This window comes from Arthrobacter sp. AFG7.2 (genome assembly GCF_002892835.1).
GTDB lineage: Bacteria > Actinomycetota > Actinomycetes > Actinomycetales > Micrococcaceae > Arthrobacter.
The window spans coordinates 68,043-88,744 of record NZ_PJMB01000009.1 but is presented as its reverse complement, the minus strand read 5'-3'; the positions used below and the strand labels follow the sequence as shown (position 1 = coordinate 88,744).

At 65.1% G+C, this 20,702-nt stretch carries 18 protein-coding genes and 2 pseudogenes; 8 read left to right on the top strand and 12 right to left on the bottom strand.

The annotated features are described in order from the left end of the window. Nucleotides 1-8 precede the first annotated feature (8 nt). The 5 genes from CXX84_RS15270 to CXX84_RS15250 form a co-directional block, all read right to left on the bottom strand. Nucleotides 9-482, bottom strand: coding sequence for a MarR family winged helix-turn-helix transcriptional regulator (locus tag CXX84_RS15270; protein ID WP_102977575.1), 474 nt, complete (start codon nt 480-482; stop codon nt 9-11). A gap of 147 nt (nt 483-629) precedes the next feature. Next, entirely contained in the window at nt 630-2,333 is a 1,704-nt protein-coding gene (locus CXX84_RS15265; RefSeq protein ID WP_102977574.1) for a thiamine pyrophosphate-binding protein, read from the bottom strand. Nucleotides 2,334-2,337: 4 nt separating this feature from the next. Continuing rightward, entirely contained in the window at nt 2,338-3,402 is a 1,065-nt protein-coding gene (speB, locus tag CXX84_RS15260; protein ID WP_102977573.1) for an agmatinase, read from the bottom strand. Between the two features lie 145 nt (nt 3,403-3,547). Further along, nucleotides 3,548-4,123 carry a helix-turn-helix domain-containing protein gene (locus tag CXX84_RS15255; protein ID WP_102977572.1) on the bottom strand — a complete coding sequence of 192 codons (576 nt, stop codon included), beginning with the start codon at nt 4,121-4,123 and terminating at the stop codon, nt 3,548-3,550. A gap of 300 nt (nt 4,124-4,423) precedes the next feature. Next, the gene (locus tag CXX84_RS15250) at nt 4,424-4,651 is read right to left on the bottom strand and encodes a hypothetical protein (protein WP_102977571.1); all 228 of its coding nucleotides are present in this window, start codon (nt 4,649-4,651) and stop codon (nt 4,424-4,426) included. Nucleotides 4,652-4,905: 254 nt separating this feature from the next. Here CXX84_RS15250 and CXX84_RS15245 point away from each other — a divergent pair, with 254 nt between their 5' ends. Both CXX84_RS15245 and CXX84_RS15240 read left to right on the top strand, forming a co-directional pair. Then, nucleotides 4,906-6,078 carry a VIT1/CCC1 transporter family protein gene (locus CXX84_RS15245; protein ID WP_102977570.1) on the top strand — a complete coding sequence of 391 codons (1,173 nt, stop codon included), beginning with the start codon at nt 4,906-4,908 and terminating at the stop codon, nt 6,076-6,078. Beyond that, nucleotides 6,078-7,010: a matrixin family metalloprotease gene (locus CXX84_RS15240; RefSeq protein WP_411266220.1), complete on the top strand. Its 933-nt coding sequence runs from the start codon at nt 6,078-6,080 to the stop codon at nt 7,008-7,010. The genes CXX84_RS15245 and CXX84_RS15240 overlap by 1 nt, the downstream gene beginning before the upstream one ends. A gap of 23 nt (nt 7,011-7,033) precedes the next feature. Here the strand turns inward: CXX84_RS15240 and CXX84_RS15235 are convergent. Beyond that, a pseudogene (locus CXX84_RS15235) lies at nt 7,034-7,363 on the bottom strand (LOG family protein); the annotation flags it as partial. Between the two features lie 1,093 nt (nt 7,364-8,456). Between CXX84_RS15235 and CXX84_RS15225 the strand changes: the two are divergent. From CXX84_RS15225 to CXX84_RS19015, 3 genes are all read left to right on the top strand, one after another. Continuing rightward, nucleotides 8,457-8,891 carry a hypothetical protein gene (locus CXX84_RS15225; protein ID WP_102977568.1) on the top strand — a complete coding sequence of 145 codons (435 nt, stop codon included), beginning with the start codon at nt 8,457-8,459 and terminating at the stop codon, nt 8,889-8,891. Nucleotides 8,892-9,023: 132 nt separating this feature from the next. Further along, entirely contained in the window at nt 9,024-9,383 is a 360-nt protein-coding gene (locus CXX84_RS15220; protein WP_223253109.1) for a PadR family transcriptional regulator, read from the top strand. Between the two features lie 905 nt (nt 9,384-10,288). Beyond that, on the top strand, nt 10,289-10,753 hold the full coding sequence (locus CXX84_RS19015) for a hypothetical protein (RefSeq protein ID WP_146031885.1): 465 nt from the start codon (nt 10,289-10,291) through the stop codon (nt 10,751-10,753). 285 nt (nt 10,754-11,038) lie between these two features. On the opposite strand, the gene CXX84_RS15210 is transcribed toward CXX84_RS19015, so the two are convergent. From CXX84_RS15210 to CXX84_RS15200, 3 genes and pseudogenes are all read right to left on the bottom strand, one after another. Beyond that, complete coding sequence (locus CXX84_RS15210) at nt 11,039-12,127, bottom strand: IS110 family transposase (protein WP_102977565.1); 1,089 nt, start codon at nt 12,125-12,127, stop codon at nt 11,039-11,041. 294 nt (nt 12,128-12,421) lie between these two features. Further along, nucleotides 12,422-13,240: pseudogene (locus CXX84_RS15205) on the bottom strand (Rossmann fold nucleotide-binding protein); the annotation flags it as partial. Between the two features lie 95 nt (nt 13,241-13,335). Beyond that, complete coding sequence (locus CXX84_RS15200) at nt 13,336-14,754, bottom strand: sugar porter family MFS transporter (RefSeq protein ID WP_102977564.1); 1,419 nt, start codon at nt 14,752-14,754, stop codon at nt 13,336-13,338. 293 nt (nt 14,755-15,047) lie between these two features. Here CXX84_RS15200 and CXX84_RS15195 point away from each other — a divergent pair, with 293 nt between their 5' ends. From CXX84_RS15195 to CXX84_RS15185, 3 genes are read left to right on the top strand one after another with little or no spacing between them, the layout of a single operon-like run. Next, nucleotides 15,048-15,788, top strand: coding sequence for a GntR family transcriptional regulator (locus CXX84_RS15195; protein WP_102977563.1), 741 nt, complete (start codon nt 15,048-15,050; stop codon nt 15,786-15,788). A gap of 19 nt (nt 15,789-15,807) precedes the next feature. Next, nucleotides 15,808-16,701: a 5-deoxy-glucuronate isomerase gene (gene iolB, locus CXX84_RS15190; RefSeq protein WP_102977562.1), complete on the top strand. Its 894-nt coding sequence runs from the start codon at nt 15,808-15,810 to the stop codon at nt 16,699-16,701. A gap of 36 nt (nt 16,702-16,737) precedes the next feature. Beyond that, nucleotides 16,738-17,760 carry a LacI family DNA-binding transcriptional regulator gene (locus tag CXX84_RS15185; protein WP_102977561.1) on the top strand — a complete coding sequence of 341 codons (1,023 nt, stop codon included), beginning with the start codon at nt 16,738-16,740 and terminating at the stop codon, nt 17,758-17,760. On the opposite strand, the gene CXX84_RS15180 is transcribed toward CXX84_RS15185, so the two are convergent. Genes CXX84_RS15180 through CXX84_RS15170 form a run of 3 tightly spaced genes read right to left on the bottom strand, consistent with a single transcriptional unit; the run spans nt 17,757 to nt 20,670 of the window. Then, nucleotides 17,757-18,800, bottom strand: coding sequence for a Gfo/Idh/MocA family oxidoreductase (locus CXX84_RS15180; RefSeq protein WP_102977560.1), 1,044 nt, complete (start codon nt 18,798-18,800; stop codon nt 17,757-17,759). The genes CXX84_RS15185 and CXX84_RS15180 overlap by 4 nt on opposite strands. Beyond that, nucleotides 18,797-19,582, bottom strand: coding sequence for a TIM barrel protein (locus tag CXX84_RS15175; protein ID WP_102977559.1), 786 nt, complete (start codon nt 19,580-19,582; stop codon nt 18,797-18,799). Before CXX84_RS15175 ends, CXX84_RS15180 begins: the two co-directional genes overlap by 4 nt. After that, a complete protein-coding gene (locus CXX84_RS15170) occupies nt 19,582-20,670 on the bottom strand; it encodes a Gfo/Idh/MocA family oxidoreductase (protein WP_102977558.1) in 1,089 nt (362 codons plus the stop codon). Before CXX84_RS15170 ends, CXX84_RS15175 begins: the two co-directional genes overlap by 1 nt. Nucleotides 20,671-20,702 lie beyond the last annotated feature (32 nt).

The following is a 20,702-nucleotide window of genomic DNA, read 5'->3' as shown; positions in this document are numbered from 1 at the left end:
GTCTGTTCCTAAACGGTGGGTGTGATGGAGCCGGCCGCCGTTGCCCGGGCTGATTGCTTCAGTGATTCTGTGAGCTTGTGCAGGATTTTCGCCGTGGTGCCGGCGTCTTCCTCGCTCCAGTCGCGCAGGTAGTCCTGCAGGACAGCTGTTCTCTGCTCCTCGATGTGACGGAGTTTGGCCGCGCCGAGGGGCGTCAGGGCAACCAACTGCGCGCGGCCGTCGTCGGGGTCCTGCCTGCGGACCACCAATCCCTGGTCTTCCAAGTCCGCGATGTGCCGGCTGAGGACGGGTGCGCTGACTCCCAGCCGCTCGGCCAGGCGCGTGGCCCGGGCCTCCCCTTCGCCAACGAACCTCAGGACGCCCTGGAGCGCGACCCCGGTGTCCTGCCCGCGCACGCTGGCTGTGGCGATGCACCGCACCGCGCGCTGGAGGTCGAAGATCTGGTACACGAGCTCCGCTGCCGTATCCGGTGCTACTGCCATGACTAAGTGCTTTCCTTACTTGTTTGCCTGAAGCAACTATATAGGAAAGTTGTTGCTTTAGGAAACTAAACATCGTGTGCGGAAACCACGAAAGCCCCAACTCGCTATGAGCAGGGGCTTTCGCGGGCACTGAAGTTCAGGAGGGGGTCACTCAGGGAGATGGGTGGGTGCAAACATCTTCAGCAGGGTTTCCACCACGACGACGTTGGGGCCGTCGGCTGCGAATCCTGCCTTCAGCGCCTCCCCCACGTCTTCCGGCGCCACTTTCGTGGCCGGCACACCGAACGCTTCGGCGAGCTTGACGAAATCCGGCCGTGCAAGCTCTGTGGCGGTGGCCTTTCCAAAGGCGCCCACCATGTATTCGCGCAGGATGCCGTAGCCGCCGTCGTCCACGATCAGCCAGGTGACCGGCACATTGTGCTGCTTGGCTGTGGCCAGTTCAGAGATGGAGTACATCGAGGAGCCATCGCCGGACACTGCAAGGACCCGGCCGGGCCTGCCGACCGTTTCCAGCCCGACAGCCGCGCCAAGGGCGGCCGGGAAGCCGTAACCCAGGCCACCGGCGCCCTGCGCGGAATGGAACTGGCCCTCCCGGGCATCCCAGCAGCTCCAGCCCCAGTACGCGGCGATGGTCATGTCCCAGAAGGTCTGCATGCCGGCAGGAACTGCTTCGCGGATGTCTGCCATGAACTTCAGTTCCTTGGCCAGGTCCTGCGACTCCAGGCGGTCCCGGACCTTCGCCAGCGATTCCTTCACCAGCTCCTCCGGCGGCTTTCCGTGCCAGGTGGGCCCGGTTCCGCCCACCTCAACCACCAGCGCTTCATCGAGGGCGGCGAGCGCCTGGCCTGCGTCTGCCCGGATCCCCAGCCCGGGACGGTTGGATTCCAAAACCCGGGGCTCGGCGTCGATCTGGATGATGCGGCCGCGCGGTTCAAAGGTGAAGTAGTTGGAGGTGACCTCGCCCAGGGAGGAGCCGACTACCACCAGGACGTCCGCGTCTTCCAGGAGATCGGTCATGTAGCGGTCCTCGATCCAGGACTGCAGCGAGAGCTCATGGTTCCAGGGGAAGGCGCCGTTGCCCCCCGGAGTGCAAATGACGGGAGCACGAAGTTTCTCGGCGATCGAGAGCAGGGACTTCTCTGCCCGGCCCCGCCGGGTGCCGCCGCCGGCAATGATGGCCGGCCGTTCGGCCGCCTGCAGCCACTTCACCGCTTCCCGCACCAACTCCACCCGGGGCGGATTGTCCGCCGCTTCCGCCAGCGCGTCCTCGACGGGAGGCACCATGATGGGATCGAGCAGCACGTTCTGCGGGACCTCGAGCCACACTGGTCCCTGCGGCGAGGAAATCGCTTCGGTCCAGGCGTCCTGGATGGCGGACGGGATGCCGGATGCGTGCTGGATCAGCCGCTGGCTCTTGGTGACGTTCGCGGCCGATGCCTTCTGGTCATCAAGCTGGTGCAGCATGCCCTTGCGCCGCGCCCCCAGCCCTTCCAGCGGAATCTGGCTGGCGACGACCACCATGGGGACGCCTGTGGCGTAGGCTTCCTGCAGCCCGGCCAGGGACGTCAGTGCACCGGGGCCGGTGGACAGGAAGAGCACTCCCACTTCGCCGGTTGCCCGGGAGTACCCGTCTGCTGCGAACGCGGAGTTGTTCTCCACGCGGGAGGACACGAACTGCAGATTGCCCCTGCCCATGGCGTCAAAGAGTCCCAGGGCGTGTTGTCCGGGGATGCCAAAAACCGTCTTGGCACCCAGCGCCTCAAGGGTTTCGACGACGAGGTCCCCGCCGTTGCGGGCGCCGGCCCCCTGGCCTTTCCCGGCCGGTGCAGCTGCCGGCTCGAAACTGTCCACGGTGCTATTCCTTGCCTGCTGCGGCGAAGCCCGCCGGGCGGCGGACTTCCTGGCCCAGCGCCTGGGCAGCGTAGCCGGTGGCTGCTCCGTTCCGGTCCCCTGCCACCGCGCTGTCAGCCATCAGGGTCACCAGTTCGTAGGCAACATGGCTTGCCGCGACGCCGGTGATCTCGGCGTGGTCGTAGGCCGGGGCCACCTCAACCACGTCCGCGCCCACCAAATTCATGCCGCGGAAGCCCCGGATGATTTCCAGCAGCTCCCGGCTGGTGATGCCACCGGCCTCGGGGGTGCCGGTGCCCGGCGCATGGGCGGGATCCAGGACATCAATGTCCACGGAGATGTACAGCGGACGGTTGCCGATCCGGTCGCGGACCTTGGCCACAGTTTCCAGGACGCCCTGGTAGTAGACGTCCGCCGAGGTGACGATGCCGAACCCAAAGCGGTGGTCGTCGTCGAGATCCTTTTTGCCGTACAGGGGACCGCGGGTGCCGATGTGGCTGATGGCCTCCGTGTCCAGGATTCCCTCCTCCACGGCCCGGCGGAACGGCGTGCCGTGGGTGTACTCGGCACCGAAGTAGGTGTCCCAGGTATCCAGGTGCGCATCAAAGTGCAGCATGGCAATAGGTTCGCCGGCGCGTTCGGCAGCGGCGCGCAGGAGCGGCAGGGCGATGGTGTGGTCCCCGCCCAGGGTGACCAGCTTGCTGCCGCCGGCCGTGAGGTCCAGTGCGTTCTGCTGGACGGTCTCGATGGCCTCGTTGATGTTGAACGGGTTGACCGCCATGTCGCCGGCGTCCGCCACCTGGATGTTTTCGAACGGACTGACGTCCCAGGCCGGGTTGTAGGGGCGCAGCAGGCGGCTGGCTTCCCGGATGTGGTTGGCGCCGAAGCGCGCGCCGGGGCGGTAGGAAACGCCGGAGTCGAAGGGGACGCCCACCACGGTGACATCAGCCGAGGACACCTGGTCCAGCCGGGGAAGGCGGGCGTAGGTGGCAGCTCCCGCATAACGGGGAATCCGGGATGAATCGATGGGGCCAAGGTTGCCGTTGGCTTCGATGCGCAGCTCTTCCAATGGAGGCCTCTCCTTCAAGGAGTTGGGGGACTGATGTGACAGCCATCATACAGCGTGTTTTCCCGTGTGCACCATCTGTTTACTCTCTGCGCTTTCGAGGGCGCAGTCTGCCAGCGCAAGAGCTGGAGAGACAGGGTGGCCGGACTCAGCGGCTGGCGGCCGGGACCAGGACCCAGAGGACCTCGACGGGCTTGTCCGTCGGGTTGATCCAGGTGTGCGGTTCACGGCCGGGGAAGGTCACGGTATCTCCGGCGCTGAGGTCATACTCCTCATTGGTGAGGATCAGCCGGATGTTTCCCTTAATCACATGGAGGACATCCACGTCGCAGTCCACTGCGTAGAGCTCGGACTCACCCCGGCCGTGCGGCTCAATGCACGCCTGGATGATCTGGACGCGCCGCTCCGAGCGCGCAGTGAGGAGCCGCTCCACGATTCCCTGCCCGCCCAGCGAGATCCGCGGACCCTCATTGCGTTTGGTCAGGTGCGTTTCCGGTGCCGCAAAGAGGTCACCGATGGAGACGGAGAGGACCTGGCAGAGTGTCACCAGGGACGCCACGGACGGGGAGGTGAGGTCGCGCTCCACCCTGCTGAGGAATCCCTTGGTCAGGCCCGTCGCGTCAGCAACCTGTTCAATAGTGAGCCGCTGGGACTGCCGGGCCGCCCGGATCCTTGAACCGATGGCCACCGGAACGTTGCTCGGCTCAACTGGCAGTGCCTTCATCTACGAACCTTTCATGGCCGGCAGCCCGGCCCACTTTGGAGCAATACTAATGGCCCACCCCTTCTGTGACGCCTCATTGCATGCGCGCCATGGCACCTAAAGATACTTTGACTGGTATCACCGTCGCGGCCTCGCCATGGCACCACATACACCTCATATCAATGCCAACGTCGCGGATTCGCTGCTGTCCGGGCCCACCGCCGCCCGGCTAAGTCCCGCAGTATCCATCACCGGCAGGACGTACGACGGCGGCACCTCCCCTTCGCTTTCCACGAAAGGGAGGTGCCGCCGTCGTCAGTCCTACTCGCTGTTCCGGACCTCGTCAGGGTCCTCCGGCGGGACCACGCGGTCCTCGGCGTCAATGACGACGGGAGGGGCCTGGACCACAGGTTCCTCCTCGTCCAGGAATTCGTCCTCCGTGTCCCAGTCGTCCTCCACTACGGGTGCATCCTCGGCGTAGTCGTAGGCGGGATCCGCCTCGACGGCGTCAAGATGCGGCATGTCCGGGTGCTGTCCGGTGGTGCTCATGATCGAACCTCCGTTTGTTCGCCTGACGTGCTCTTTCAGTGAGGGCGCCGGCTGCGCCACACTTTCATCACAGCACCGCACCGCAAGGGGGTCAAGAGCCCGTTGCCTGCCTTGCCGGATCTGGACATCGCCCGAAAGTTAAGGCGGGCCGAAACGTCCCGGCGAGGAATACCTGCCAAAAAACAGCGGATTTTCGCAGTAGGCTGGCAACTGCAATGGGGCCGCACCATGCCCCGTCCAGCCCAGGAGTTTCCGTGTCCCAGCACGCCAAATCAAACCGCCATGCTATGCCGCAAGCGTCGTCCCTTCCTGCTGCAGCGGAACCCCGCCAACCCCAGCAGCAGAGCCAGCCATCGGCGTCGGACGTCAAGCGGTGGCGGCAGTACCTCGCGGATGAACGGGCAGAGGCCTCCGTCTACCGCGATCTGGCGCAGAACCGGCAGGGTGAAGAACGCGACATCCTGCTGGCCCTGGCCGAGGCGGAAGGCCGCCACGAGGCACATTGGCTGGCGCTGCTGGGTGACCGGGCGGGCAAGCCGCGGCGCGCATCGCTGCGCAGCCGGATGCTGGGGTTCCTGGCCCGCCACTTCGGCTCCGTCTTTGTCCTCGCGCTGGCCCAGCGGGCAGAAGGCCGCTCCCCCTACGCCAAGGACCCCAACGCCACTGACGCCATGGCTGCCGACGAGCAGATCCACGAGGAAGTAGTGCGGGGGCTCGCCACCCGCGGCCGCAACCGGCTGGCGGGCACCTTCCGTGCCGCCGTCTTCGGTGCAAACGACGGCCTGGTCAGCAACCTTTCCCTGGTCATGGGCATGGCAGCATCGGGCGTGGCCAGCAGCGTAGTGCTGCTCAGCGGCATCGCCGGGCTCCTGGCCGGAGCGATGTCCATGGGCGCCGGTGAGTTTATTTCCGTCCGGTCGCAGCGGGAACTGCTGGCAGCAACTCGTCCCACCCAGGTCACCCTGATGGCGGCCCCCAAGCTGGACCTTGAACACAACGAACTGCTGCTGGTGTACCTGGCCCGGGGCATGACCCAGGAAGCAGCCGAGCACCGCGTCGCCGAGCGGATGGGCCTGTTCTCCTGCGACTGCGATCCCAGCCTGTCGCTGCAGCCGGAGCTGCCCGACGTCGAGGACCAGCATGAGGCCGTGGGCACCGCATGGGGTGCGGCCCTGTCCAGCTTCTGCTTCTTTGCCTCCGGTGCCATCATTCCCATCCTGCCGTTCGTATTCGGCCTGACCGGGACGGCCGCACTCGTGGTGGCGGGCGTACTGGTGGGCCTCGCCCTCCTGGTCACCGGCGCCACCGTGGGCCTGCTGTCCGGCACGTCACCCCTGACACGCGGGCTCCGGCAGCTGGCCATCGGGCTGGGCGCCGCCGCAGTCACCTACCTGCTGGGGCTGGTCTTCGGCACCGTCGTGGGCTAGTGGAAGTCCGGCGGCCGGGCCACAAGACGTCCCGCCACGCGGGGAGCAAGGCGCGGCTGGGTGTCCGCCGCGGTGTTGAACTTCTGTTGGCCGCTGCCTTGACCGTGGCCGCCGTGTTCGGAGCAGCATTCCTTCTGAATGACCCGCGCTTCAAGGATCTGCTCGATGTCCGCATCGGCCCCGGGACAGGACAGAACGCCGGGCAGCATGACGCCGGCCGCTCAGGGGAGGCCGGGCAAGCGCCCCATGCTGAAGGCCGGACGGGCACCCCGCCCCCGGGGCTGGAGGAGTCCGACTCTCCCCTGGCAGCCGCCAGCGCTCCGCCACTTGGCAGCGATTCCTACCGCTTCCTCGCCGTGAACGGGGACGGCAGCCCGGTGGGATATTCCCCCTGCAGGCCCCTGCATTATGTGATCAATGACGATCTCGCCCCGGCCGCCTCGCAGCAACTGATCCCGGAGGCCATCGCCACTGTCTCCGCCGCGACCGGAATCCAGTTCATCTACGACGGGACCACGGATGAACAGCCCTCCCCTCAAAGGCCGCCGTACCAGCCTGATGCCTACGGTGAACGCTGGGCGCCGCTGCTCATCGCATGGACAACGCCGGAGGTGGCGCCGCAGCTGAAAGGCAAAGTCATCGGTACCGGAGGCAGCACCCATTTCAGCTACGGTGACGGCCCCAAGGCTTTCGTCACGGGCGGCCTGGACCTGGACGCACCTCAGATCGCGGATGAACTGCTGAACCCGGACGGGCACCTGTATGCCGGCGCGGTGATCCTGCACGAGCTCAGCCACGTGATGGGCCTCGACCATGTGGACGATCCCACACAGCTGATGTACCCGGAGATCGGCACCCCGGAGGGGCTCTCGGCCGGGGACCTCAACGGGCTCTTTGAGCTGGGCAAAACCCAATGCCGGAAGGACCTCTGACGGGCCGGACGCATGCACCAGTTTCACGCCGCCGCCGGCGTGCGCCGCAACACCTCCACAGCCTCCTGCACCGTGTCCACCAGGAAGATCCGGTCCTCCATGTGCCGACCTGCAGCCAGGCTGCGGAGCATCGGCCACGCGGGGAACTGGTGCTCCCAGTGGTGTTTGCCCACGAGCACCATGGGCGTGATCTTCTCCCTTGCCCCGTAGTAGTTTTCGCAGGCGTCCTGGAAAATTTCCTGCACGGTGCCGGCGGCGCCGGGCAGGAAGACAATACCTCCGGTGCACAGTTCCAGCAGGATCGCTTCACGGACGGCGTTCGCGAAGTACTTGGCAATGTGGGTCGCGAAGTAGACGCTTCTATGTCTTGTCAAGCGGTAGGAGTCAGGCTTGGCAGTCTGCCAACCAGCTTTTTCTCCCCGTTGTTTTGGTTGCTGGCGAAGCTCGCGGAGCTGTGTCCGAGGGAGGCCTGTCTACCCTTGGGCAAGTGCCGGGATTAGACAGGAACATACTCCCGCGGGGCAAGCCTGTGAGACGTCTCGTATCCCAAGGGATATGAGACGGAACAGACAGTTGCAGTTGACCCCCGTTCAGCGTGCATGCTCACCGTGCGGGGTAAACGTACATTGCCCTATTGGTGGGGAGCCGGACACCGAGGTTGGAATGTGCAGAGTGGTGAGCGACCGGCTTACGGGCAGACTGTGCGGGCGGGGTTCCGAGAATGTTTCGCTGTGTCTCGTGGGTGCCCGGTGCCGGTAGGGGGCCCGGCAACAGAATCGCCCAGGGCCTTGGCCTATTCTTCGAAGCGTAAGATCACCTGCATGCACGTCGAAAAGTCCTACGAACGAGACAGCAGTTGGGAGCAACACCAGAGCACTTTCCGCGTGTACTTTTTTGAGGAGCCCGGGCCCGGCTACTCGGTCAGCACCTACGATCTAACGGATGCGACTTTGTCGGAAGCCAGAACCTGGGCGGAAGATGAGGCTGGTGATCGCATGTATTCGATTGCACTAGTTTCGTCGAATGAGCAGGGACATCGGGGACTTATTTGGCTCATCGGCGACGATGCCAATGATGTGTTGGACCAGGCCCCCACGGAGGCTCGCCAACGAGTCCAAAGTAGGCTGCGACAAGAAATGATAGAAAATCGCTCGCGTCGAAATTAGGCCACGATCCCCGCAACCGTTGCGCGGCACCGTCCGCTCAGGGATCCCTAAATGGCTCCAGCCGCGGTGGCGGGGTAGCCCTATTCCGCACCGATCAATAGCATAAGGTGTGGCCACGCCAAGTGAGAGTTCAAAGTTGATCAGGCGCCTAACGGTTGTCCTGCTCGGTCTCTCTCTTTTCGCTACGTCTTGCGCCGGAACGGGGCCTGCGGGTCGGGCCGGCGAAGCTGCCCAGCCGCCCATGCAGGAGCCGACGCCAATCCAACCGCCTACTGGCTCATTGGTCAGTCCTGAAGCTGCACCTGCGGACGGAACGATCTCTCATGCGGCCAGCACGCTGAGTGGGGAGCTGGCAGGGGATGCTGAATTCGCCTCAGTCGAAGTGGTCGAGGGGAACCGGATTATCGTTCATTGGCACGGCCCGGTGGGCGCGAAGCTACAGGACCTACTGGCCCGGTTTCCAAACGTCGACATTTCAGTCCAGACAGCAGCCTGTTCCCCCGGGCAACTCTCCGATTTTGCCAGCGAGCTGTTGGCCTCCGACCCTGCTGTGAACATCACTTCGGTATCGCCTGACGGTTCACATCTGACCCTCACGCTGGATGAATCAGTCAGGGCCGCATCGGACGTTGCAAGTCTGGAGCGCAAGTACTCGAAGGCAGCTGGGTGCCCGGTCAACGTGGAATTCGGGGGTGTTGCCCCGCTCGGCGGTTAATCCGCACTCAATACTGGACGCGGTAAGGCACCCCCAGCCTGCATCATCCGCAATCTCCCCGGGGTGTCCGCTAAAGGCTCCTCATCCGGGCATGTCTGTCCATATATTCCCATGTTGGGTATATTGCTGAGCATGACCGAAGTTGCCTTTTGGATCCTCACGGCCCTCGCCGGCGGACGTCAGCACGGATACGCCATCTTGGGTGACGTTGAACAGCTCTCCGCGGCCGCCGTTTCGTTGCGGGTTACGACGCTCTACGCCACGCTCGAGCGTCTTGAGCGAGATGGGCACGTTCGCAGAGCGGGCGACGAAACGGTCGACGGGCGGGCGCGCCGCTATTACGAACTGACGGAAAATGGGCATCAAGCCTTGGCCTTGGAGGCGGAGCGACTCGCTGCCAGGCTCCGGGCGGCGGAAAGCCGGTTAGCGGCTCCCCGCGCTGCTCACAGCCGTCCCGCGCCGGCGACAATGTCATGGGGGCTCGCTCAGTGAGCGGCCGTCGGCGGAGTCGGTATGCCCGACTGTTGCGGTGGTATCCGCGATCCTGGCGTGAGGAGCACAGCAGTATTGTGCTCGACAGTCTCGAACAGCACGCCAGTGACCGAGGCCTGATGCGCCCTTCTGTTCCGGAAGCGTGGTCCCTCCGCGGCCACGGGCTGGGCGAGCGGGCAACGCTCCGCTGGGCGGCCGGATTGGCCGCGACAGCTCTGGTCGCGTATATCGGTGCCACCGCACTGTTGTTGAGCAACGCGATAATCCTCCCTGGAGCCGGCTTTGCCCGGCTCGTCCTGGCAGTGTTCATCGGACCACTCGCATTGGCCCTCTCCGCCATAGTTCTCTTGCATCGGGCTGGGCGGCTCTCCGCCCCGGCCGCTATGTCCACCGCAGCCAGCGCCATACCGGCCTGCGGCTTCGCGGCGCTGACGGCAGCGAGTTGGTCGGTCGGTTTTGAGGAAGCGGACGCCGACCTCGGCCGCAGTTGGTTTGGATCGTCGACCCTCTTATTCCTTATCCTCGCGTGGATAGCCGGGACAATCTGTCTTGTGGCACCGGTCGAATCGATGCTGAGTAAACGACGCGCTCTGCCCATGCGCCTTGTGCAAAGTACTGCCTTGGCAGCACCGTTGGCGCTCGTCTTCGGGGCGTTGACGCTGATGACACCACTGATCGGCACACTGGGCGCTGTCGTGCTGTTGGTCGTCGCTCTGCGGCAGAACAGTGCGAACCGCCCGCCAGCACCGCGCGACACATTTCGGGCAGCGCCGTGGTCTCCGCCGATTTCGGCGGCAACTTGGACCCGGCGGCGGGCCGCGCCAGCTGGCGCGGCCGCGCTGGTGACCATAACCGCCGGAGTTGGGTGTGCCCTCTTTGCCCTCACCGGCAGTAGCTGGGCACCAATGGTCAAGGATTCCACCCACGCCATGAACCTCGGCCTGGCCGTCGGCGCGCTGGCAGCCATCCCCGCGACCATCGCGGCCGGGACAGTGCTGACCCCGCGTTTCGGTGGCGTCATGCGCTGGTCGGCCCTCCTGTGTTGTGCAAGTCTCATCGTGGTGGCGGCCGCCCAATTCCTTGGGGCCGGGCATCCTAACCAGTGGCCGCTGATCCTTGCGGCAGCAGTATTGATGGGCTTCGCGGTTGCCCTGCCTTTTGGACGGCTCATTCCCGGAGGCTCCGCACTCCGCGTCGGAGTGACAACGATGTTTGGCTTCGCCGGTTCAATTGTCGGCCTCAGCCTGGTGACCATGGCAGCCTTCATCGCACCCCTTGCCGCTACCGCACTCCTCGTCTGGTCAATGACGCGCCCGGCAGCGCACGGTAAGCAACCAAGCCCGCCCCTGATCACGTACCAAGGCGGTTGAGACGCCGGGAAAGGCTCTGCAGGCGACTTCGAACCTTCCGTTCAGACGATTCCAGGAAACGACAACGTGACGGCGGCGGCGTCTGCCAAATCTGCAATTGGATGACGCTTCCTAGTTGCTGTCCCGCAGGGATCCTTTAATGGGCACCACGCCCGGACCATGATGTGACCTCGTAGCGCCCGGTGACGGATCATTTACCGGGCACACAGAACGCGGAATGTGGAGATGACGCTGCTGCTACCGGATTAAGGAGAGCTGTTATCGCAACGCCACACCGGTCCTGAATCACGCTGCCATAGCCAAAGGCGTTTGTGTTGCTGAGGCGTTGAGCGTGCGGTAGATATGGCGTGCGAGGTAGCGCTTGATGCAGCGGCGTATTTCCTTGTTGGTTCTCCCTTGGGCGCGTCGTTTTTCGGCGTACTCGCGGGTTTTGGTGTCATGGCTCATTTTGGTGACCGCGACCATGTGCAGGGCACTGTTCAGGGATCTGTCTCCGCCCCGGTTCAGTCGGTGCCTGACCGTGTTCCCGGATGATGCGGGTATGGGATTCACCCCGGCCAGGGATGCGAACGCCGCCTCGTTACGGACTCTTCCTTCGTGTGACCAGGCAGCGAGGCACTTCGCGGCGCTGATCGCTGCGAACCCTGTTTCCTCCAGCAAGGGTGCGGCCTCACTGACCTTGACCAACTCATCGAGCTGGTTCTCGTTGGCCGTGAGCTGCTCGTCGAGAAGCAGGATGTGTCTAGCCAGCCGCACGGCCTCGGTGCGGGCGATGGACAAGGAGAGTTCTTCCTCCCGGGACCGCCACTTTGAGACCTCAGTGATCTGGTTGCTGGTGAGCTTCTTGCGGGCGTCGATGCCCAGGTCATTGCCGCGCACCAGGGCGTTGAGCGCGTTGATCGACCGGGTGCGGTCCTTGCTCAGGGATCCCCGCGCCGTCACCAGAATCCTCACGCCTTGGCGGATCCCGTCATGCAGGCGGGGGCGGCGCAGCTTGTCCACCGGTAGGGGCAGGGTCGAGATGGCGATCTGGTGGGCGTCCAGGGCATCGGTCTTGCCCACCCCCCGACGCTTCCTGGCATCCATGCGCGGCGCCTCTGCCACAGGGAAGCCGTGGCTGGCTACGGTGCCGGCCAGGATCGCCCCGTAGGATGCGGCACCTTCGATCACCCAGAGAGTATCGGCACTACCATCGGTGCGGCGGGCGACCCAGTCGATTGCCCGGTTGATCCCGGCACCAGTGGCAGGGAAATCCCGGGATTCTAGCAAGGCGCCGGTATTCGCGGCGAGGATCGCGTAGACGTGGTTTCGGGCGTGCGTGTCGACACCGACGACGAATGGATGGGTATGCGCGACGATAGACATGGCGGTCATTGGTACCTTTCCTCTTCACGGACACGGTCATGGCCGTCGCTGGCCGACGCCAGTCCGGGTGAGGTCACCAAGGAACAGCACTGTGATGGGTCACGCCCCGCAAAAGGGGTGGACAATCTTCTGATCAAGCTACCGAGGTGGGCCGGACAGGTGCCGGCCGGACCACCCAATGGACCGACAAATCTACTTAAAGACACCATGCGGGTCAGTTGTGCGGTGAGTCGCATCCACGGGCGGAACGGCCTGCACCCATCCTGCCAGCCAGTCCCGGACCAGCCACTGTCAAGACTCACAGTTGGGCGGCTCGTGGCCATAGAACCACGTCGGAATTCCGAGCGACGGCGTGCCGCCGGGAAAACGTTCGACGACGGCGGCCGCCGCCCGCGCCCACGCTGACACGGAGGGGCGGAAGCCGGGGACGGAGGCGAGGTCGTCCAGCGCGGCCAGCATCTCGCCGTCGGACGCCTCGCTGAGGTACGCACCCAAGTTTGCTGCTTCCATTGCGCCCGGTCCCCCGCCGGTAGCCACTACACGTCCGTCCCGCGCCAGGAGCCTGCCCAGCAGGGCGGCGTTCGCAAAGTCCGTACTGCCGCGCTGCGCGGCATGCCCGCCCATCACTCCCACCACCCCACGGCCCTGCCATGCGTCGGACCGGGTCACTTCGTCCAAGGCATCGCCGATGGCATGGTCATGGAGCGCCGACGCCAGTGTCGCGTCCAGCCGGTGCCGCTGGCCCGGCTGGATGCTCCACTGGTAAATGCGTGCATCCGGCAGCGCTTCGTACGGGGCGTCCGCCAGTCCGGCGTACAACTCTTCCGGCGCGTACAGCGTGGCACGGTACGGGTCGAACGGGACCGACTCCAGCCGGGGGAAGATCAGCGCTCCCCGCCGGCGAAGGAGATCCTCCACGCCCTCGTCGAACGCGCAGCCCAGGAAAATGGCTCCCTCAACCTGGACGCGTTCCAAGGCCGCCGCCCTCCCCCGAAGGTCCAGGGACTGCGCATGCCAGCCGTGCAGGTCCACTGCGCCGGCGTGGAGGAGCCGGTCGAAACTGTCCAGGTCCTCCACTTCCAGGTTGTGCGGATTCGGTCCCAGGTTTCCGGAGAGGTTCACGGTTCAAACCTAAAGCAACGCGGGGTCAGATACCGCCCGTTCCGGAGCACCGGGATGGCTGTACCTGACCCCGCGTTGGTACGGGATACGGAAAGCTAGGCCGGCAGGCTCGCCGGCTGGGCGCCCTCGCGGAAGTGGGCCTCCAGTTCCTCGAGTGAACGGCCTTTGGTTTCCGGGACATATTTCATCACGAAGGCAAGGGAAGCAACGTTGACCAGGACGAAGAGGGCGAACGTTCCGGTGGATCCCAATGCCTCCACCACGATCGGGAACAGGAACGAGATGGCGGCGTTGACGGTCCACAGCGCGAACACCGCGATTCCCATCGCGAAACCGCGGATGGCCAGTGGGAACATTTCGGAGAGGAGCAACCAGACGCAGGTGCCGATGAAGCACTGGACGAATGCCACAAAGAGCATCATTGCGGCGAGGATCGTGTAGCTGGCCAGGTCGGACTGGGGCAGCAGGAAAACCACTGACAGCAGTGCCTGTGAGCCCACCACGCCGGAGAATCCAATCACGAGCATCGTGCGCCGTCCGACGAAACCAAGCAGCCAGATGCCCAGGATGGTCATCAGGACGGAGGTCACACCGACGCCGATGGTCGCCACCAGTGAAGCGCTGACTCCCAACCCGCTTTTCTCGAGGATGGTGGGGGCATAGTAGTTGACCGTGTTGATGCCGGTTGCCTGCTGGACTGTGGCAAGGCCAATGCCGATCCACAGCAGGCGCCGCATCCAGGGGTTGTCCCGAAGATCGCGCCACGCATGGCCGCGCTCTTCCTTGGCGGTCCTGGCTGCCGCCTCGATCTCCTGGAACTCGTTCGCAGCTTCTTCGGGGCTGCGGCTGAGGTTAAGCACGCGGCGGCTGTCCTCCAGCCGGCCCCGGATGGCGTACCAGCGTGGGGATTCGGGCAGCATCAGCATTCCGGCGAGCAGTGCGATGGCCGGGAGGGACGCGATGCCAAGCATCATGCGCCAGACTTCGGTGTCCTGGATCAGGGCGTCCAGCAGGGCGTTGATGGCGAATGCCAGCATCTGCCCGGTAACGATCATGAGTTCGTTGATGGTCACCATGCGGCCGCGCAGGTGGGCAGGTGCCATCTCCGCGAGATACAGCGGGCAGGTGACGGCGGCAGCACCGACGCCCAGTCCCAGCAGGATGCGGGCTGCGATCATGAAGGACACGGTGGGAGCGATGGCGCAGCCGATGGCTCCAAACAGGAACAGCAGGGCGCAGACCAGCAGGGATCCGCGGCGTCCCAGCCTGTCCGCCATGCGTCCGCCGGTGAGGGCGCCCACCGCAGCGCCCGGGAACAGCAGGGCGCTGACCACCATGGCTTCCTCGACGGAGCTCATGTTGAGGGAATCGTTCATGTACAGCAGGGCGCCTGAGATCACGCCGGTGTCGTAGCCAAAGAGCAACCCGCCCAGGGTGGAGATGACAGTGAGCCGGGCAAGGTAGCCCCGGCGTTGACTTGCGGGGGCGTTCGGTGACGGTTTCTGCAACAGCATTGTTGCCTCTCAAATTCTCTCGGGGACCGGATGCCCGGCCGGGGAATGTGATGCGGTCCACTCAGATTAGAGCGCTCTAACGTTAGCCGTCAAGAGAAAGTCCTAATGTCCTTACATGATCACGCCCCTAGCTTCCGCCCTCAGTGGCGCAGCCCCTTGACCCGAAGGGAGCGCCTGCTAGGATCAAGAAGGAAGAAAAGTATGTCCTATCAAGCGAACATATAGCGGCAAAGCGGCCGTTTGAGCCCCACCGGGCGACGACGTCCCGCACCAAGGAACATGAGGGAAGTACCGTGGCGAACAACCTGGGTCTCAGCATTGACCGCTCCTCCCCCGTCCCGCTCTACCACCAGGTGGTGCAGGGGATCGAAGCCGCAATCTTCAGCGGAGTACTGGAGCCCGGCAGCCGGCTCGATAATGAGATTGACCTGGCTGCACAGTTGAACCTTTCCCGTCCCACCATGCGCAAGGCCATGGATGAACTGGTCCGTTCCGGCCTGCTGGTGCGCAAACGCGGTGTGGGAACCCAGGTGGTGTCCAGCCAGGTGCGTCGTCCGCTGGAGCTCTCGAGCCTCCATGACGACCTCACCAACAACGGCAAGAAGCCCACCACTGATGTCCTGAGCTTCTCGCATGTCGAGGCGGATGATGCCACCCTGGCCACGCTCCAGCTGCCGGCCGGCTCCAAGGTCTACCACTTCACCCGGCTGAGGAAAGTTGGGGGCAAGCCGCTGGCCCTGATGGAGAACTGGGTCCGGGACGACATTGCAGCCATGGACGAGGCGATGCTGTCGGCCGAGGGGCTTTACGCCATCCTTCGCCGCGGCGGCGTCAACTTCCGGCTTGCCAACCAGCGGATAGGGGCCGTGGTGGCCAACGACTACCAGGCCACCCTCCTGGAGACCGCGCCCGGATCAGCACTGGTCACCATGGAGCGCACGGCCACCGATGACACAGGCCGGCGCGTGGAAACCGGGCACCACGTGTACCGCGCCGATTCCTACAGCTTTGAAATGACACTCGTACAGCGCTAACCGCAAGGAGCCAATTCACATGACCAACTGGGTATATCCGCTGGGTACCGCCGCCGACGGCGCATGGGACGTCTCGATCGGGGCCTCCGACTCTGAACTTACCGTGGACGGCTGGGCACATACCGGACTGAAGGTGGCCACCCTCGCCGCAGGGGCCGACGTCGTCCTTCCCGCCGCCCAGGAGGAACGCATCGTGGTGCCGCTCAACGGAGCCTTCACCGTCACGGTGGACGGTGAAAAATACTTCCTAGAAGGCCGGACGTCCGTGTTTCACGGGCCCAGCGACGTTCTCTACTCCGGCACTGGACGGACAGTCACCATCAGCTCGGCCGACGGCGGAAGGGTAGCGGTTGCCACCGCACCGGCCAAGGATTCGTACCCCACACGGCTGGTGACTGCTGCTGAGACCCCGGTGGAACTGCGGGGCGCCGGCAATTGCTCCCGGCAGGTCCACAACTTCGGCACGCCGGCCGCACTGGAGGCCGACCGGTTCATCGTGTGCGAGGTCCTCACTCCCGCCGGCAACTGGTCCTCCTATCCCCCGCACAAGCATGATGAGGAGAAAGACGGCGAGACGCACCTCGAGGAGATCTACTACTTCGAGACCCAGGTGGCAGCCGGGTCCCCGGCCCCCGCAAACTCCGACGCCATCGGCTACCAGCGTGTCTACGCCTCAGACGAACGCCCCATCGACGTCTCTGCGGAGGTAAGGACAGGCGACGTTGTCCTGGTGCCCTATGGCTGGCACGGTCCTGCAATGGCCGCTCCGGGCTATGACTTGTACTACCTGAACGTGATGGCAGGCCCGGGTCCCGTACGTGAATGGCTGATCAGTGATGACCCCCACCACGGCTGGGTCCGCCAAACATGGGACGGGCAGGATATCGACCCGCGGTTGCCGTTCGGCGCCTGAAGCCCGACCGGCGCGGCGATGGCATAGTGGAGCCTTGTGAAACAGCCTTCTTCCGGCCCCCGGTCCGTGACCATGGAGGACGTGGCCCGTGAGGCCGGGGTAAGCCGCGCCCTCGTTTCCCTGGTGATGCGCGACTCCCCCAAGGTCTCACCCGCCAAGCGTTCAGCTGTTCTGGAGAGCGCCGCCGCCCTGGGCTATTCCCCCAACAGGCTGGCCAGCAGGCTCGCAAGCTACCGGACCAACACGTTGGGCGTCCTGTTCCTTGACCTTCACAACCCGGTGTTCGCCGACATCTATGACGGCATCGCCGATGGCCTCGCCGGCAGCGGCAACCAGGTGATGGTCGCCGTCGGCTCCGCTGACCCGGGCACGGAACTCGAAGCGGTGCGCTCCTTCGTGGACTTGAGGGTGGACGGCGTGATCCTCGCCGGCTACACAGGTTCGCCGGAGGATCTGGCGGCAGCCCTGCGGGGGACGCCTGCGGTGGTCATCACCCGGGAGTTGGAGGTCGACGGCGTCGATTCCGTCCTGTGCGACGACTTCCGTTCCGGGGCGCTGGCCGTGGAGCACCTGCACGGACTAGGGCACCGGCGGATTGCCCACGTGGATATCTCGGAGTGGCTGCCTTACACCGCGCGCAGGGAAGGCTACCTGTGGGCCATGCGGCAGTTCGGGCTGGAGCCGCTGCTGGTGCACAGCGACATGACGGAGCGCGGCGGACGGGCCGCGATGAACAACTTCCTGGCTTCGGGTGCCGCTGTGCCCACTGCGGTCTTTGCCCACAACGACCTGACTGCGATCGGCATCATGGAAGCCCTGGCTTCGCATGGCCTGGCCGTCCCGGATGACGTGGCTGTTGTGGGCTGCGACAACATCGAAGTTGCGGCCTCCCCACTGATCGGGCTGACCTCCATCGACCAGCACGCCGGCGAACTGGGCAGGCTGGCGGCCGGCGCCATGCTGAAGCGGCTGGCCGGCGGCCCGGGACCCGCCGTGGCCCGCAAGCTCGAACCTGCCCTGCTGGTCCGGCGCTCAACGGGCCCCGGGGCGGCCCCTTAGATCCTGCTGCTCCTCACCGTCGCTGCCACCCGGACCGGAACGCCGCTGGCCAGGGAATCCTGGGCAGCATCCGCCACGCGGGAGGCGGCCACAGCATCCTCGGGTGTGCACGGGTTCTCCCGCTGGCCCAGGACAAGCTCAACGAAGGCGGCCATTTCGGAACGGTAGGCCTGGTCGAAACGCTCGGCAAACGTCCTGTGCGGCTCACCCGAGGGGAATGCGACCCCGGGTTCGGCCGATGCCATGGCACTCTTCTGGTCCAGGCCCACCATAAGGGACCGGCTGGACCCCTGGATTTCCAGCCGCACATCGTGGCCCGCCCCGTTATAGCGGGTCGCCGAAACCGTTCCTACCGTGCCGTCGTCGAATGTCACCAGGGCAAGCGCGGTATCCACGTCCCCTACGTCGCCGATTGCCGGGTCGCCGTTGTTCGAGCCCTTGGCGTAGACCTCGACGATCTCGCGGCCGGTCAGCCAGCGGAGGATGTCGAAGTCGTGGACCGAGCAGTCCCGGAAGAGCCCGCCGGAGGTTGCGAGGAACTCCACGGGCGGCGGGGCCATGTCGCAGGTGACTGCACGCAGGGAATGGATCCATCCCAGCTCGCCGGCCTGGTATGCCCGCCGTGCCTCAAGGTAGCCGGCATCGAAACGGCGCTGGTGTCCGATCTGGACCACGCCGTGGTTGTCCCGGATGTAATCCAGGACCGGCAGGGCGTCCGCCACGTTCAGGGCCACCGGCTTTTCGCAAAAGACCGGGATACCGGCGTCCACCCCCGCCGTGATCAGCTCGGGATGGGTCACGGTGCCGGTGGCTACCACCAGGCCGTCCACGCCCGAGGCCAGAAGCGCCCCCACGGAGGAAACATACTCGGCATCCACGTCCGCGGCGACGTTCCGGGCATGCTCTTCGGCCACGTCCGTGAGCCGGAGCGTGACGTTAATTCCTTTCGGATTCAGCATTCCGTTGAGGGCTGCGATGTTTTTGGCGTGCATCACACCGATCCGGCCCACGCCCACGAGGCCAAGCGTTACGTTCTTCATGATTTGTCCTCTGCATAGACGATAAAGGCAGCGCGGAAGGCGTCGAGGGCTGCGTTGCTGTCATCCTTCGCCCAGGCCTCCATGCCTACTGTGCCCAGGTAGCCCGCCTCAGCGAGGGCCCGGGCCACGGCTGCATAGTTGATTTCCCCGGTGCCCGGCTCGCAGCGTCCGGGAACGTCCGCAACCTGGATTTCACCGATGTACTGCAGGGCGCGCCTCACGAGTTCGATGAGGTTCCCCTCCCCCAACTGGGCGTGATACAGATCCAGCATCAGCTTGGCGTTCGGGTGCCCGGCGGCCTCCACCAGGGCGAGGGTGTCCTTGGCCCGTGCCAGTGGAATGCCGGGGTGGTCGAGGATGGTGTTCAGGTTTTCCAGGCAGAACGTCACCCCGTGCTTCTCGCCCAGGTTGCCGAGCCTCTCCAGCGTCCGTGCGCCGGTGGACCACATGCGGCCGGTGGAACGGTAGGCGGGGCGGGCGGCCCGGCCTTCCACCAGTTCCGCCGGGTGCACCACCATCCGGCTGACGCCAAGTTCAAGGGCTGTGGGGATCAGGGATTCAGCTGTCCGCACCACGTCATCGGCAGTGTCTGGATCCACCAGGCTGCCGGACGCGTAACCGGTCATCGAGGAAAACACTGCGCCGGTGGCCTTTAATGCCTTGACGTCCTTGGTGCGCGAATCCCACAATTCCACGTCGAATCCGGCCTCGTGGATCCGGCGGACCCGTTCCACGAAAGGCAGGTCCAGGAACACCATTTCCGCACAGACGGCCAGCCGCATCAGACGTTTGCCTTCTGCGCGACGGCAGCCGGGACGCCGCTCTTGACCGACTCGATGCAGGCGAGGGCCATCGCCAGGGCACGGCGGGCGTCGGCGGCGCCGGGCGTAAGGGTCACCTCCGACGACGGCGAGGGCACGCCGTCGCGCTTTGCCCGCACCGCGGCGGCGAAGTCGGCGAGTTCGTCCGTATAGGCCTGGCGGAACAGCTCCACGTTGAGCCGGGGCGTGTCCGCCGAAAGTCCTTCTGCGGTATAACGCCGGGATGCCGTTTCGGTGGCCCGGCCGGCCTGCACCATGCCTTTGGAGCCGAAGACTTCGCCGCGGATGTCGTATCCGTACAGTGCACTGAAATTCGCTTCGGCCACTGCCACTGCGCCGTTGCTGTACCGGATGGTCACCACAGCCGTGTCCAGGAACCCCTGGTCGCGCAGGGACGGCTCCACGAGCGCATCCGCCACCGCGTAGACCTCCACGGGCTCGGCCCCCTCGTTGAACCAGTTGAGGGTGTCGAAGTCGTGGATGAGCGTCTCCAGGAAGATGGTCCAGGCCGGGACCCTGGCAGCGTTGGGGATGCTTCCGGTCCCGGGGTCGCGGGTCAGCGAGCGAAGGAGTTGAGGGGTACCCGCCACTCCGGCGGCGAGATCCTTCTTCGCTGCCTGGAAGTCATCCGCGTAGCGGCGGTTGAAGCCGATCTGGAACAGGACGCCGGCTTCGTCCACAGCGGCCAGGGCGGCATCGAGTTCGGCCAGGGACTGGCCGGCCGGTTTCTCGCAAAAAACGTGTTTCCCGGCGGCAGCGGCCTGGGCAATCAGGGCGGAATGGAACCGTGCCGGGCTGGCGATGATCACGGCGTCAATCTCCGGATCCGCCAGGATATCGTCGGCAACCGCCGTCACCTTAGCGGTACCCAGCTCCTGGGCAAGGTTCTGCGCGGATTCCACGTTGGGGTCCGCAATGGCGGCCAGGCTGGCACCGGGCACGCGGCGGGCAATGCTTTCGGCATGGAACGCGCCCATCCAGCCTGAGCCGATGAGTCCAATCCGGACCGGTACGGGGGCTGCCGCAGGGTGCTGTGAGATGTAAGCCAATGGCTCGTCCTTTCGATGGTGTGAACAGGGAG

Bases quoted from the DNA above. Each gene is read 5' to 3' on its own strand.
- CXX84_RS15255 (WP_102977572.1), bottom strand. From the start codon at position 4,123: ATGAAGGCACTGCCAGTTGAGCCGAGCAACGTTCCGGTGGCCATCGGT.
- CXX84_RS15175 (WP_102977559.1), bottom strand. From the start codon at position 19,582: ATGCGGCTGGCCGTCTGTGCGGAAATGGTGTTCCTGGACCTGCCTTTC.
- CXX84_RS15180 (WP_102977560.1), bottom strand. From the start codon at position 18,800: ATGAAGAACGTAACGCTTGGCCTCGTGGGCGTGGGCCGGATCGGTGTG.
- CXX84_RS15210 (WP_102977565.1), bottom strand. From the start codon at position 12,127: ATGACCGCCATGTCTATCGTCGCGCATACCCATCCATTCGTCGTCGGT.
- CXX84_RS15200 (WP_102977564.1), bottom strand. From the start codon at position 14,754: ATGCTGTTGCAGAAACCGTCACCGAACGCCCCCGCAAGTCAACGCCGG.
- CXX84_RS15270 (WP_102977575.1), bottom strand. From the start codon at position 482: ATGGCAGTAGCACCGGATACGGCAGCGGAGCTCGTGTACCAGATCTTC.
- CXX84_RS19015 (WP_146031885.1), top strand. From the start codon at position 10,289: ATGGTCAAGGATTCCACCCACGCCATGAACCTCGGCCTGGCCGTCGGC.
- CXX84_RS15220 (WP_223253109.1), top strand. From the start codon at position 9,024: ATGACCGAAGTTGCCTTTTGGATCCTCACGGCCCTCGCCGGCGGACGT.
- CXX84_RS15250 (WP_102977571.1), bottom strand. From the start codon at position 4,651: ATGAGCACCACCGGACAGCACCCGGACATGCCGCATCTTGACGCCGTC.
- iolB (WP_102977562.1), top strand. From the start codon at position 15,808: ATGACCAACTGGGTATATCCGCTGGGTACCGCCGCCGACGGCGCATGG.